12 protein-coding genes are annotated in these 13,156 nt (G+C 67.2%); 3 read left to right on the top strand and 9 right to left on the bottom strand.

What is annotated here, in order from left to right; genetic code table 11:
- The first annotated feature begins 1 nt into the window (after position 1).
- Genes pgaB through pgaD form a run of 3 tightly spaced genes read left to right on the top strand, consistent with a single transcriptional unit; the run spans position 2 to position 3,613 of the window.
- Complete coding sequence (gene pgaB / locus RCF13_RS21465) at positions 2-1,888, top strand: poly-beta-1,6-N-acetyl-D-glucosamine N-deacetylase PgaB (protein ID WP_134968849.1); 1,887 nt, start codon at positions 2-4, stop codon at positions 1,886-1,888.
- Position 1,889: 1 nt separating this feature from the next.
- A complete protein-coding gene (gene pgaC / locus RCF13_RS21460; protein WP_061478032.1) occupies positions 1,890-3,146 on the top strand; it encodes a poly-beta-1,6-N-acetyl-D-glucosamine synthase in 1,257 nt (418 codons plus the stop codon).
- Entirely contained in the window at positions 3,143-3,613 is a 471-nt protein-coding gene (gene pgaD / locus RCF13_RS21455; protein ID WP_005417686.1) for a poly-beta-1,6-N-acetyl-D-glucosamine biosynthesis protein PgaD, read from the top strand. The genes pgaC and pgaD overlap by 4 nt, the downstream gene beginning before the upstream one ends.
- Before the next feature lie 113 nt (positions 3,614-3,726).
- Here the strand turns inward: pgaD and RCF13_RS21450 are convergent, their stop codons facing one another.
- From RCF13_RS21450 to RCF13_RS21410, 9 genes are all read right to left on the bottom strand, one after another.
- Entirely contained in the window at positions 3,727-4,998 is a 1,272-nt protein-coding gene (locus tag RCF13_RS21450) for a glutamate-5-semialdehyde dehydrogenase (protein WP_095378133.1), read from the bottom strand.
- Entirely contained in the window at positions 4,995-6,152 is a 1,158-nt protein-coding gene (gene proB, locus RCF13_RS21445) for a glutamate 5-kinase (RefSeq protein WP_231352212.1), read from the bottom strand. Before proB ends, RCF13_RS21450 begins: the two co-directional genes overlap by 4 nt.
- 11 nt (positions 6,153-6,163) lie before the next feature.
- Complete coding sequence (locus tag RCF13_RS21440) at positions 6,164-6,427, bottom strand: YciI family protein (RefSeq protein ID WP_061478035.1); 264 nt, start codon at positions 6,425-6,427, stop codon at positions 6,164-6,166.
- Positions 6,427-7,722 carry an argininosuccinate lyase gene (gene argH / locus RCF13_RS21435; RefSeq protein ID WP_134969079.1) on the bottom strand — a complete coding sequence of 432 codons (1,296 nt, stop codon included), beginning with the start codon at positions 7,720-7,722 and terminating at the stop codon, positions 6,427-6,429. Before argH ends, RCF13_RS21440 begins: the two co-directional genes overlap by 1 nt.
- 20 nt (positions 7,723-7,742) lie before the next feature.
- A complete protein-coding gene (argC, locus tag RCF13_RS21430; protein ID WP_061478037.1) occupies positions 7,743-8,696 on the bottom strand; it encodes an N-acetyl-gamma-glutamyl-phosphate reductase in 954 nt (317 codons plus the stop codon).
- Positions 8,693-9,295, bottom strand: a complete 603-nt coding sequence (locus tag RCF13_RS21425; RefSeq protein ID WP_134969078.1) for a GNAT family protein — start codon at positions 9,293-9,295, stop codon at positions 8,693-8,695. The genes argC and RCF13_RS21425 overlap by 4 nt, the downstream gene beginning before the upstream one ends.
- A 3-nt stretch (positions 9,296-9,298) precedes the next feature.
- Positions 9,299-10,627 carry an acetylglutamate kinase gene (locus RCF13_RS21420; RefSeq protein ID WP_061478039.1) on the bottom strand — a complete coding sequence of 443 codons (1,329 nt, stop codon included), beginning with the start codon at positions 10,625-10,627 and terminating at the stop codon, positions 9,299-9,301.
- Between the two features lie 76 nt (positions 10,628-10,703).
- Complete coding sequence (locus tag RCF13_RS21415; RefSeq protein ID WP_049412643.1) at positions 10,704-11,792, bottom strand: acetylornithine deacetylase; 1,089 nt, start codon at positions 11,790-11,792, stop codon at positions 10,704-10,706.
- Positions 11,793-11,940: 148 nt separating this feature from the next.
- Complete coding sequence (locus RCF13_RS21410) at positions 11,941-13,134, bottom strand: argininosuccinate synthase (RefSeq protein ID WP_108750132.1); 1,194 nt, start codon at positions 13,132-13,134, stop codon at positions 11,941-11,943.
- Positions 13,135-13,156: the final 22 nt, after the last annotated feature.

Raw genomic sequence — 13,156 nt, 5'->3', positions numbered from 1 at the left:
CATGGCCTGCTTCCTGCGACTGATCGTGCTCCTGCTGCTGGCCATCACGCCACCGGCCTTGGCGCAGCAGGCCGCGCATCTCGATGCGATCGACAATGGCCTGCTGATCCTCAGCTACCACGACATCCGCGACCAGGTCGCGGCCAAGGGCGATGCCGATACCTATGCGGTGAGCACGCAGAACTTTGCCGCACACCTGGACTGGCTGGGCGCGCATGGCTATCACCCGGTCTCGCTGTCGCAGGTGATCGATGCCTCGCAGGGCCGGGCCACGCTGCCGCCCAAGCCTGTGCTGCTGACCTTCGATGACGGCCTGCGCAGCGTCTACGACAAGGCCTTCCCATTGCTGCAGGCCTACCGCTACCCGGCGCTGGTGGCGGTGATCACCGACTACGTGGACATGGCTCCGGGCCGCACCATCGACTACGGCTACCGTCCGTTCGGCCGCGATGACTTCGTCACCTGGGCGCAGCTGAAGCAGATGCACGACAGCGGCCTGATCGAAGTGGCCAGCCACACCGACGACCTGCACCACGGCGTGCTGGCCAATCCACAGGGCAATTCAACGCCCGCCGTGGTCACCCGCATCTACAGCCCGGCCACGCACAGGTACGAGACTGAAACGCAGTATGAGCAGCGCCTGCGCGCCGATCTCTCGCGCAGCGTGCAGCGCATCGAGCAGCACCTGGGCGTGCGCCCGCGCGCCATCGTCTGGCCATACGCCGCCTACAACCAGTTGAGCAACGACATCGCCGAACAGCTGGGCATGCCGGTGTCCTTCGATCTGGAGGGCCGCAGCACGCCGGTGGCCAGCGACCTGCATGGCCTGGCGCGCTTCCTGGTCAGCGACAATCCGACCGTGGAAGGGCTGGCCTACGAGCTGCGCCGCGATGTCGCGCTCGATGGCATCCGTGCCCTGCAGATCGACCTGGATGATGTCTACGACGCTGACCCGACGCAGCAGGCACGCAACCTCGATGCGCTGGTCGAACGGGTCAAGCGCATCGCGCCGACGCACGTCTACCTGCAGGCGTTCGCCGATCCGGACGGCAACAACACTGCCGATGCGCTGTACTTCCCCAACCGGCACATGCCGATGCGTGCGGACCTGTTCAGCCGCGTTGCCTGGCAGCTGAAATCCCGCGCCGGCGTGAAGGTCTACGCATGGCTGCCGGTGCTTGGCTTCGAGCTGCCCGACCCGGTGCAGCGCAAGGCGCTGGCGATCCGCAACGGCGATCCCGATGGCATGTACCGGTTGGACTTCACCAACCCGAAGGCCCGCCAGATCATGCTCGACATCTACGAGGACCTGGCGGTCAATTCCTACTTTGAAGGCCTGCTGTTCCATGACGACGGCTACCTGCGCGACACCGAGCTGCCGGCACTGGCAGCCGGCGGCGATGGCAGCGCGCGCACGCAGGCGCTGATCAGCTTCACCCTGGCGCTGCGCGACAGCGCGCAACGCTGGCGCCCGAAACTGGCCACCGTGCGCAACCTGTACGCTGAGCCGGTGCTCCGCCCGCAGAGCGAGGCCTGGTTCGCGCAGCGCCTGGACCTGTTCAACAAGGCCTATGACCAGACCGCGCTGATGGCGATGCCGTGGATGGAAGGCAGCCAGCACCCCGAGCGCTGGCTGGACCAGCTGCTGGCCGCAGTACGCGCACACGACCCGCAGCTGCAGCACACCCTGTTCGAGCTGCAGACCGTCGATTGGCGCAACGGGCAACCGATTCCCGCCGAGCGCCTGCGCGCACAGATCCGCCAGTTGCAGGCGCAGGGCGTGCACCACTTCGCCTGGTACCCGGACGATTTCATCGCCGACCAGCCCTCCACCCGCGATGCCCGCGCGGCGATGTCCGCCGGCACCTTCCCGTACCCGGAGAAGTGACATGGACATGCATCCGCTGCTGCAGGTCCTGTTCCAGTTCGCCTTCTACTACCCGATGGTGATGGCGTTCTTCTGGATGTCCGGCGGCCTCTACTACTACTACCGGCGCGAACGCCACTCGCGGCCACGCAACGATCCTCCATTGATGGTCGATCCCCCCTTCGCGAGCCTGCTGGTGCCTTGCCACAACGAGGCAGAGAACCTGGATGACACGCTCACTGCGGCGCTGGCCCAGCGTTACCCCGCCGACTACGAAGTGATCGCCATCGATGATGGCAGCAGCGATGACACCGGCGCGCGGCTGGATGTGCTGGCGGCAAGGCACCCACGGCTGCGCGTATTGCACCTGGACCGTAACCTGGGCAAGGCCAATGCGCTGCGCATGGGTGCACTGGCCGCTCGCTCGGAGTACCTGGTGTGCATCGACGGCGATGCAATGCTGGAGGAACATGCGCTGCACTGGATGGTCTGGCACCTGGTCAGCGGCAACCGGGTCGGTGCGGTCACCGGCAACCCGCGCATCCGCAACCGCTCCACCCTGCTCGGACGCCTGCAGGTGGCCGAGTTTTCCTCGATCATCGGCATGATCAAGCGCGCGCAGCGCGTATACGGGCGCATCTTCACCATCTCCGGGGTGATCGCCGGCTTCCGCCGTACCGCCCTGCACCAGGTGGGCTGGTGGTCGGATGACATGGTGACCGAGGACATCGACATCAGCTGGCGCCTGCAGCGCGCGCACTGGGACATCCGCTACGAACCCAATGCGCTGTGCTTCATCCTGATGCCGGAGACCCTCAAGGGCCTGTGGCGGCAGCGCCTGCGCTGGGCCCAGGGCGGCGTGGAGGTGATGCTGCGTCACGCGCGCTCGCTGCTGCACTGGAAAGAGCGGCGCATGTGGGGCGTGCTGCTGGAGTACGTGCTGAGCGTGATCTGGGCCTACACCATGTTGTTCATCGTGCTGCTGTGGGCACTGGGCAAGTTCATCGAGCTGCCGCCGCAGCTGCATATCGCCAGCCTGCTGCCGCAGTGGCATGGCGTGATCCTGGCGCTGGTCTGCCTGCTGCAGTTCGCCAGCAGCCTGATCATCGACCGGCGTTACGAAACACAGATTGGACGCAACTATTTCTGGGTCATCTGGTACCCGATGGCGTACTGGCTGATCAGCCTTTCCACCACCCTGGTGGCGCTGCCGAAGACACTGCTGCGCCGTCGCAGCAAGCGCGCCACCTGGACCAGCCCTGACCGGGGGATCCGATGAACGCGCAACGCCCGTCCAACCGCTTCGACTCACGGATGATCCGCAAGCCACACCGCCAGCCGCGCTTTCAGCGCACCGCCTGGGGATTCGTCACCCTGGCGTTCTGGGGCTTCTACTTCTACCTGTGGGCGCCCCTGGTGACCCTGTTCTCGTGGTTGGTTGGCGGCCAGCTGGCCTGGCAGCAGCTGTACGAACGGCAAAGCCAGTTCGATCCCTACGTGCTGGTGGCATTGCCGCTGATGCTGTTGTGCGCCAGCGTGCTGCTGATCGGTTGGGCCGAGTACAACCGTGCCCGCTTCCGTGGCCGCGAGCGTCGCCTGCCGCGGCCACTGGCCAGCCTCAACGAAGTGGCCGCCGATCTGGGTGCCAGCACCGGCCTGGCCGAACGCCTGATGGGCTGCAAGGCCGCCACGCTGCATATGGATGATCACGCACGCCCGGTCGGCATCCGCCGCGAGGTGGTGTAGCCCGACAACCCGGTGGGGTGCCGACCCTGGTCGGCGCTTGTGCCTGGTGGGTGCCGGCCTTGGTCGGCACCGGGGTCTGCCGCGAAGAACATCCACGCATGGCGTGGTTCCACTTATGTGCGCGTCTGCCCTTCGCCACGCACCACGAAGCGTTCGACGGTGAGCGCTTCCAGACCCATCGGGCCATAGGCATGCAGGCGCGTGGTGGAAATGCCGATTTCGCTGCCCAGGCCCAGCTGGCCACCATCGGAGAAGCGCGATGAGGCATTGACCATCACCACCGCCGAGCGCAGCGCAGTGACGAAGCGCTCGGCATGGCCGGCGTCTGCGGTCGCGATCACTTCGGTGTGATCGGAGGTATAGCGGCGGATGTGCGCGATGGCCGCATCGAGGTCGTCCACCACGCGCACGGCCAGCACAAGGTCGAGGAACTCGGCAGCGTAGTCCTCCTCGGTCGCCGCCGTGCTGCCCGGCAGCAGCGGCTGCGCCTGCGCATCGGCGCGCAGCTGCACGCCGCGCTCGCCGAGCGCCTGCGCCACGCGCGGCAGGAACGAATCGGCTACGTCACGGTGTACCAGCAGTGTCTCCAGCGAATTGCAGGCGGCTGGCCGGCTGCACTTGCCATCCACCAGCAGGTCGATGGCCTTGCCCAGGTCGGCGCTGGCATCCACGAACAGATGACAGACGCCCTTGTAGTGCTTGATCACCGGTACCCGCGCATGCTCGGCAACGAAACGGATCAGGCCTTCGCCACCGCGCGGAATCGCCAGGTCGATCAGCTCATGCAGCTGCAGCAGTTCCAGCATCGCCTCGCGGCGCAGGTCGGTGAGCACGGTCACGGCGGCCGGCGGTACGCCGTTGGCCTTCAACGCACCGGCGAGTGCCTGCGCGATCGCGGTGTTGGAGTGAATTGCCTCGGAACCACCACGCAGGATCACGCCGTTCCCCGCCTTCAGGCACAGCGCCGCGGCTTCGGCGGTCACGTTCGGGCGCGCCTCGTAGATCATCGCGATCACGCCCAGCGGCACGCGCACCTTCTGCACGCGGATGCCGTTCGGGCGCACGTCATCGCGGGTGACCTCGCCGACAGGATCTGGCAATCCGGCCACTTCGCGCACGGCTTCGGCCATCGCGAACAGGCGCGGCGGGTCCAGTGCCAGACGATCGAGCATGGCGCTGCCCACGCCCTTCTCGCGCGCGGCGGCGAGGTCACGTGCATTGCCGGCCAGGATCAGTCCGGCATTCACCTCCAGTGCCTGCGCCATCGCCAGCAGCAGCGTGCGTCGTGCCGCACTGTCCAGGCCGGCAACGATCTGCGCCGCATCACGGCAGGCACGCGCCTGCGCTTCGATCTCGCTCATCGGTGTGTCCTTCAATCCGGTCATGGCAGCACCAGGTCGTCGCGATGGACGACGCTGCCGCCGTAGTTGTAGCCGAGCACGGCCTGGATGTCGCGCGAATGGTGGCCGGCAATCCGGCGTACGTCGTCGGCAGCATACTGGCTGACGCCACGGGCCACGCAGACACGGCCCTGCGGCGCGTTCCAGCACACCTGTACCATATCGCCGCGGCGGAACACGCCCTCTGCACCGGTGATGCCACCGGGCAGCAGCGAGGCCCCCTTCTCGCGCATCGCCTGTGCCGCACCGGCATCGATGACGATCACGCCCTCGGCCAGCGGTGCATGCCGCAGCCAGTGCTTGCGGGCGGCCTCGCGGCTGCGTGCGGCATGGATGCGGGTGCCGAACAGGCGATCCTGCGCCAGCGCGCGCACCACGTCACCGCTGCGGCCATTGAACAGATAGGTTTCGATGCCCAGGCGCCCGGCCTTCGCCGCCGCCTCCAGCTTGGTGCGCATGCCGCCGGTACCGGCGCGCGAGCCGGCGCCGCCCGCCATCGCCAGCACCTCGTCACCCAGCTCCGGCACGTCGTGCAACGGCTGCGCATCGGCCACGGTGCGCGGGTCGGCGCTGTACAGGCCATCGATATCGGTAGCGATGAACAGCGCATCGGCGTCGACCAGCGCCGCCACGGTGGCAGCCAGGTTGTCGTTGTCGCCGAGCTTGAGCTCATCCACCGACACGGTGTCGTTCTCGTTGACCACCGGCAATGCGCCCAGGCGCAACAGTTCACTCAACGTGGCGCGTGCATTGAGGTAGCGGCGGCGGTTGCGCAGGTCGTCGTGGGTCAGCAGCACCTGCGCCACCGGGCGCTCGAAGAAGCGCTGCCAGAGCCCGATCAGCTGGGCCTGGCCGAGCGCGGCCAGGGCCTGCCTCGCCGCCATCGCCGCGCCAGGCTCATCGGCCCGAGGCAGGATTGCGCGCCCGGCAGCGACCGCGCCGGAAGACACGATCACCACCTCGCGCCCGGCCAGGACATTGGCCGAGACGAACTGCGCCAGGCCCAGCGCGTGGCGTGGCGACAGGCCGCCGCCATCGGCTGCCAGCAGACTGCTGCCAACCTTGAGCACCGCACGCCGCCACGGCGGCAGCGCTTGTTCGGGGAACGGCGAGGCGACATGGGCAGCGTGCTGGATCATCGGTCAGACTCTCAGCGGGTGTTCCATTCGTGCACGGTCAGGTCGGAGGCCTGCATCGTCACCAGCGGATCGGTGGCGACGATGGCCTGCGCCTGCGCCAGGCTGTCCACGTTGCACAGCACGTAGGCGCCACCGCTGCCATCGGCGAAGCCACCGGTCAGCTGCAGCTTGCCCTGCGCCTGCAACGCATCGAGGAAATCGCGATGCGGCTGCACCGCTGCATCGTTGAAGTCCGGCCGGCGCATCGCCAGAACCAGGTAGACAGTGCCCGCCATCAGGACAGCGCCTGCCAGCGCGCGCGCAGTTCGTCCAGGCGCAGGTCGGCGGCCGAGCCCGGCGATACACGCGCGGCCAGGCTGCCTTCCGGCGTGCGTCCCTGCCCTGCGCTGTCGGCACCGGCCGCAGCCGCCTTGTAGGCCTCGCGGAACGGCACACCGGCCACGGCCGCTTCCACCGCCACGTCGGTGGCATACATGCCCGAATCGATCGCTGCGCGCAGCCTGTCGTCGCGCCATTCCAGGTTGGCCAGCAATGCCGGCAGCAGCTCCAGCGCGGCCAGGCCACGGCCGAAGCCGTGGAAGATGGCACCCTTGGACGACTGCAGGTCGCGGTGATAACCCGAAGGCAGCGACAGCAGCTGCTCGATCTCGGTGCGCGCAGCGGCGACGCTGGCGTGGGTGGCGCGCATCAGCTCGATCACATCCGGATTGCGCTTGTTGGGCATGATCGAACTGCCGGTGGTGTACTGCGCCGGCAGCGCGACGAAGCCGAACTCGGCGCTGGTGAACAGTGACAGGTCCCACGCAATGCGGCGCAGGTCCAGCGTGGCGCCACCGAGCGCTTCCAGTGCAGCCAGCTCGAACTTGCCACGCGACAGCTGCGCGTAGATCGGCGAGACCTGCATGCGCGCGAAACCGAGCGCGGCGGTGGTGTGCTCGCGGTCCAGCGGCAGGTTCACGCCGTAGCCGGCGGCGGTGCCGAGCGGATTGGCATCAACCAGCGCATGGGTGTCACGGGCGCGGATGGCGTTGTCGATGAAGGCCTCGGCCCAGCCCGCCCACCACATGCCGGCCGAGGACACCACGGCACGCTGGATGTGGGTGTAGCCGGGAATCGGCAGGTCCTTCTCTGCCTGCGCGCGGTCCAGCGCGACCTTTGCCACTTCGGTGCTGAGCTGGGCAACGCGCTGCAGCTTCTCCTTCAGCCACAGGCGGGTGGCGACGAGGATCTGGTCGTTGCGGCTGCGGCCGGTGTGGATCTTGCGACCCGCATCACCAAGGCGTTCGGTCAGGCGCGCTTCGATCGCCGAGTGGCCATCCTCGTACTGCGTATCCAGCACGAAGCGGCCTTCGCGGAAGTCCTGCGCCAGGATCTCCAGTTCGCGCAGAAGTCCGGCAAGCTCGTCGGCGCTGAGGATGCCGATGTGCTGCAGGCCCTGCGCATGCGCGGCGCTGGCAGCGATGTCATGCAGGAAGAACTCGCGGTCGAGGATCACGTCGTCGCCGGCGAGGAAGGTCTGGATCTGGGCGTCGACGGCGACGCCGGGCTTCTGCCAAAGAAGGTCTGCCATGGGGGCTCCGGAATGCGTGTTCAGTGCGGGATCGACGTCAGTTCGTCGATGCCCAGCGCGAGGTTGAGGTTCTGCATGGCCTGGGTGGCCGCGCCCTTCAGCAGGTTGTCCAGCGTCGCCACCACCACCACGCGCTTGCCGCCCGGCGCGAGCGTGAAGCCACCGACCTGGGCACCGTGGCGGCCGGCGATGCGGCTGACCCACGGCGCTTCATCCACCACCTCGATCAGCGGTTCGCCCGCATAGGCCTGCTGGAAGCGCTCGACGATCTGCTCACGGGTCTGCACGCGGTTCAGCCACAGGTTGGCGGTCAGCGTGATGCCCCGGAAGTGCGGCGCGACGTGCGGCATGAATTCCACGGCCACGCCCAGCTGCACCGACACCTCGCGCTCGTGCACGTGGTTGGTCAGCGCGTACGGCATCAGGTTGTCGGCCAGCAGTTCGACGTTGTTCTTGTCCGACGGCGTGGTACCGGCACCGGAGTAGCCGGAGACACCGAAGCACTGCGGTGGGCCGGCCAGCAGGTCCAGCAGCGGATGCACCGCCAGCTGCATCGCCGTGGCATAGCAGCCCGGGTTGCTGATGTGCTTCTGGCCGTTGTAGCGGCCGCGGGTCAGCTCCGGCAGGCCGTAGTACCAGCTGTTGTCGAAACGGTAGTCGGCCGAGAGATCGACGATGACGGTGTCCGCCTTCGCCGCTTCCAATGCGGCCACGAACGGCGCGGCCAGGCCGTTGGGCAGGGCCAGGATCACCGCGTCCACGCCCTTGGCCGCCACCGCATCGGCGTCCAGGTTTTCGTACTGCAGCTCGCCCTGGAATTCCGGGTGGTGGTCGGACAGGCGCTGCCCGGCGCGCTCGCGCGAAGAGACGAAAGCCAGCTTCAGCCGCGGGTGGGTGGCCACCAGCTTGATCAGCTCGGCGCCGGTATGGCCGCGGGCACCGACGATGCCCAGGGTAAAAGTCGAATCGTTCATGCGTGACTGTCCAGGCGGTACTGCAGGTGGCGCTTCACGCCCTGCCATTCCGCATCGATGATGGAGAAGATGACGGTGTCGCGCGGCGTGCCGTCGGCGTGCCGCCTGTGGTTGCGCAGCACGCCATCCTGCTTGGCGCCGAGGCGGGCGATGGCGGTGCGCGAGGTGACGTTGAACCAGCTGGTTTCCAGCACCACGCTGATGCAGCCCATGGACTCGAAGGCGTGCTGCAGCAGCAACAGCTTGGCCTCGGTGTTGGCGCCGGTGCGCTGCACGCGCGGCGTGTACCAGGTGTAGCCGAGGCTGAGCTTGGGCACGCTGGCATCCATGTCGTAGAAGCGCGTGCTGCCGATGATGTCACCGGCGGCGTCGCGGATCACGAACGGCAGCACCTTGCCTTCGGCATGCGCCTGCAGCGCGGCCTGCACATAGTGCTCGACCTGCTGCGGTGACGGCACCTGGGTGTACCAGAGCTGGTCCAGGCCGCTGCCTTCGAGGGCAGCGCGCAGGCCGGGGACATGCCCAAGCTGCAGCGGCTGCAGCGCCACGTGCTGGCCGCGCAGGGTAGGCACCGTGTTCCACACGTCAGGAGGACTCATCGCTCACCCCAGCAGGCTCGGCGCGCGCTGGGCGCAGTGGTCGACGTAGGTCTTGATCCGGTCGATGCCATCGGCGCCGAACCAGAACACTTTCCAATGGTCCTGCTTGTAGCAGCCATCGGACTCGGCGTAGTAGAAGTGGTTGATCGGGTTGCCGTGGCGCGAGCGCCAGAACAGCTGCGGGGTCTCCTCCAGCATCACGTTCCAGACCGCGCGGCCCAGGCCTTCGCCCTGCGCGTCGTCGAGCACGGCGAACTTGTCCAGGTACACGCCTTCGGCCTCGTCGGTGAGGATCACCGCAGTGCGGTAGTTCTCGCTGACATAGGCACGCAGCAGCCTGGTCTTTTCGAAGTAGTCCGGCACCAGGGTGCGGCCGAAACTGGATTCGATCAGACCCTTCAGCCGTGGCAGGTCGAGCTCGCTCCAGGCGGTGGCGCGCAGCACTTTCTCACCCTTGCGCACCAGCGTGCCCGAGCCCTTGTGGGTGAACAGTTCCTTGGCCAGGTCGGCCGGACGCGTGATCGACACCGACGACTCCAGCGGCAGGCGGTCGAGCAGGTCCTTGATCTGTTCGATCTTCACCTTCATGCCGCCGTGGATCCACGGCTGCGCGATGAGGTGGTCGTACTCGGTGGACAGGTTGATCGAATCGATCACGTTGCCCGCCTCGTCCAGCAGGCCACCGGTGCCGGTCAGGAAGATGATCTTGTACGGCTGCAGCTCCTGCACCAGCTCGTTGGCGGCGAAGTCGGCGTTGACGTTGAGGATCTGGCCACCGGCAGTTTCACCCAGGCTGGTGATGACCGGGATCGAGCCAGCACGCAGGCTGGCCTCGATCGGTGCCAGGTTGACCTTCTTCACTTCGCCGACCAGGCCGTAGGTGTCCACGTCCAGGTACTCGGCCTCGAACACGCCACCGGTGATCGAGGTGGCGCGTGCGCCGTTCTGCTGCAGCGCCTCGACCAGGCGCAGGTTGGACTGCTGGAACACCCGGCGCACGATCGCCAGTGCTTCCGGCGAAGTCACGCGCAGGCCGTTCACGGTCTGCTTCTCGATGCCGGCCGCCGACAGCTCGGCATCCAGCTGCGGGCCGGCGCCGTGCAGCACGATCGGGGTCAGCCCGACTTCCTGCAGGAACGACAGCGAAGAGGTCAGCGCGTCGAGATCGTCGCGCAGCACCGCGCCGCCGACCTTGACCACGGCGAAGCGCTTGGCGTCCAGCTGCGAGAAACGCTTGAGGTACTGGCTGATCTCCTTCGCGCTGGCCATGCTGGAAAGCAGGCGCACGATGGTCTGGCGGGTCTGGCGGTGGGGCTGGAGGGCAGGAGACATTTCGGTTTCGTCACAGGCGGCGGTCGCCGCGTTGCAGTTCCGCCACGCCCGGGGCATGGCGGCGTTGTGGGGTCGATCAGGCGCCGGCGGCGATGATCCGGTGCACGGCGTGGGTATAGCGCTGCAACTGGTCCAGCGTCACGAACTCATCCGCGGTGTGGGCCTGGGCGATGTCACCCGGGCCGAATACCAGTGTGGTGTAGCCAGCGGCCGAGAACAGCGACGCCTCGGTCCAGAAATCCACGGCATTGCCGATCGGCAGCTCCAGCGCATCGGCCACGTCGCGCGCCAGCAGGCGGCGGTTCTCGGCCTCGGCGATGTCACCGGCGGGCAGGCTGGGACCGCGGAACGTCTCGGTGAACACGGCGGCTTCCGGCTCGGCGAAACCGGCGAAGGTCGCCAGCAGGCCATCGATGTCCATCGACGGCAGCGGGCGGAACCCGAAGCGCACCTCGGCAGCCGGTGCGATCATGTTGGCCTTGATACCGCCTTCGACGCGACCGATGTTGAAGCGCAGACCGGTCAGTCCACCGAAGCGCGCCGAGGCCAGCGATTCCACATGATCCAGCGCGCGATTGCCCCAGCGCATGGCCTGGTGCAATGCGCTGGCAGCCGCATCCTGCTTGCCCGACGCATGGCCGGCACGGCCGGCGAACTGCATCAGCACCGAGCTGATGCCACGATGCGCCAGCACCGCTTCGCTCATGGTCGGTTCGGCCACGAGTACGGCTTCATACGGCAGGCCACGGGCCAGGAACGCGGCGATGCAGCGCGGGTCGTTGGCTTCTTCGTCGCTGGAGAACAGGAACGCGGCATCGCCATCGCTGGCGTTGGCCGCCGCCACCAGCGCAGCGGCGGCGCCCTTGATGTCACACACGCCCAGGCCGACCACGCGGTCGTCCAGGCGGCGCATCACATGCGGATCGGCACTCCAGTGCGGCGAGTCCGGTACGGTATCCAAGTGCACGTTGAACAGGTACTTCGGCGTCCCACGCACGGCGTACAGGCTGACCGCACCGGCGCCATGGTCGATCACCTCGACGTTGAAGCCGGGCAGGTTCGCGCGCAGGTAATCGAAGATGCCACCGGTGGTGATCGCACGCGGCGGGTTGCGGGTGTCGAAGGACACCAGGGCCTGCAGGTGATCGAGCGTCTGTTCAAGCATGAAACAAAGATCCTGTGGAATTCCGCCGGGCATGGCCCGGCGCTACCGTGATGCGTCTGGTGGAGAGCCCCCTTCTTGTTGAAGGGGGCGCGCCAACGGCGCAGGGTTAAGGTGGAATGCGCGGGAGACGCGCGCGCAATTCAATCGCTCAGCGATTGACTTGCGCGTAAAGCGTCGAACTCATGCCGAACAGCTTGATGAAGCCTTCAGCCTCTTCCACGCCCCAGTCGGCCGACTGTGCGTAGGTGGCGCCCTTGGTGTTGAGCAGGTGCGGCGACTTCACCGCCACCGCGTCGACGCGGCCACCGCGGGTTTCCAGCACCACTTCGCCGTTGACCTTGGCCTGCGAGGACTTCAGGAAGGCTTCGATGTCGGTCTTCAGCGGGTCGTGGTAGAAGCCTTCGTACACCAGCTCCACCCACTTGCGTGCCACGTCCGGCTTGAAGCGGTTCTGCTGCTTGGTCAGCACGGCATCTTCCAGCGCGCGGTGCGCGGCCAGCAGCGAAACCAGGCCCGGGGCCTCGAACACGATGCGGCCCTTCAGGCCGATCACGGTGTCGCCGGTGTAGACGCCGCGGCCAACGCCGTACGGGGCAAACAGCTTGTTGAGCTGGGCCAGGATCTGGTCGCCCGGCAGCGCCTTGCCGTTCAGTTCGACGGCTTCGCCTTCAACGAACTTCAGGGTCACGGTCAGCGCCTGTTCCGGCCACTCGCTGCGCGGCGAGCACCAGCCACGCGCACCTTCGCCCGGGGCTTCCCAACGGTCGATCTCGCCGCCGGACATGGTCACGCCCAGCAGGTTCTCGTTGATGGTGTAGGCCTGCTGCTTGGCGCGCACGCCGAAGCCGCGCTCTTCCAGGTACTTCTGCTCGTAGGCGCGGGTCTGGGTGTGTTCCTTCTGGATCTCGCGGATCGGCGCGATGATCTGGTAGTCGCCCAGTGCCTTCACGGCCAGGTCGAAGCGGACCTGGTCGTTGCCCATGCCGGTGCAGCCGTGGGCGATGATGTTGGTACCCAGCTCGGCAGCACGCTTCAGCGCGGCATCGACGATCAGGTAGCGGTCCGAGACCAGCAGCGGGTACTGGCCCTGGTAGCCTTCGCCGGCCCACACGAACGGCTTGACGAAGCCTTCCCAGATGGCCGGGCCACCATTGACGGTGACATGGCTGGTCACGCCCAGCTCGGCGGCACGCTTCTCGATGAAATCGCGCTCTTCATCATCCACGCCGCCGGTGTCGGCGAACACGGTGTGCACGTTGTAGCCACGCTCCTGCAGGTAGGGCACGCAGAAGCTGGTATCCAGGCCGCCGGAGAAGGCGAGAACGACGTCTTTGTTGCTCATGGGGAGGGTATGTCCTGGTAGC

The sequence above is a fragment of the Stenotrophomonas maltophilia group sp. RNC7 genome (genome assembly GCF_030910085.1).
Taxonomy (GTDB): Bacteria; Pseudomonadota; Gammaproteobacteria; order Xanthomonadales; family Xanthomonadaceae; genus Stenotrophomonas; species Stenotrophomonas sepilia.
This window is presented reverse-complemented; position numbering and strand designations above follow the sequence as displayed.

Bases quoted from the DNA above. Each gene is read 5' to 3' on its own strand.
- pgaB (WP_134968849.1), top strand. From the start codon at position 2: ATGGCCTGCTTCCTGCGACTGATCGTGCTCCTGCTGCTGGCCATCACG.
- pgaC (WP_061478032.1), top strand. From the start codon at position 1,890: ATGGACATGCATCCGCTGCTGCAGGTCCTGTTCCAGTTCGCCTTCTAC.
- pgaD (WP_005417686.1), top strand. From the start codon at position 3,143: ATGAACGCGCAACGCCCGTCCAACCGCTTCGACTCACGGATGATCCGC.
- RCF13_RS21450 (WP_095378133.1), bottom strand. From the start codon at position 4,998: ATGACCGGATTGAAGGACACACCGATGAGCGAGATCGAAGCGCAGGCG.
- proB (WP_231352212.1), bottom strand. From the start codon at position 6,152: ATGATCCAGCACGCTGCCCATGTCGCCTCGCCGTTCCCCGAACAAGCG.
- RCF13_RS21440 (WP_061478035.1), bottom strand. From the start codon at position 6,427: ATGGCGGGCACTGTCTACCTGGTTCTGGCGATGCGCCGGCCGGACTTC.
- argH (WP_134969079.1), bottom strand. From the start codon at position 7,722: ATGGCAGACCTTCTTTGGCAGAAGCCCGGCGTCGCCGTCGACGCCCAG.
- argC (WP_061478037.1), bottom strand. From the start codon at position 8,696: ATGAACGATTCGACTTTTACCCTGGGCATCGTCGGTGCCCGCGGCCAT.
- RCF13_RS21425 (WP_134969078.1), bottom strand. From the start codon at position 9,295: ATGAGTCCTCCTGACGTGTGGAACACGGTGCCTACCCTGCGCGGCCAG.
- RCF13_RS21420 (WP_061478039.1), bottom strand. From the start codon at position 10,627: ATGTCTCCTGCCCTCCAGCCCCACCGCCAGACCCGCCAGACCATCGTG.
- RCF13_RS21415 (WP_049412643.1), bottom strand. From the start codon at position 11,792: ATGCTTGAACAGACGCTCGATCACCTGCAGGCCCTGGTGTCCTTCGAC.
- RCF13_RS21410 (WP_108750132.1), bottom strand. From the start codon at position 13,134: ATGAGCAACAAAGACGTCGTTCTCGCCTTCTCCGGCGGCCTGGATACC.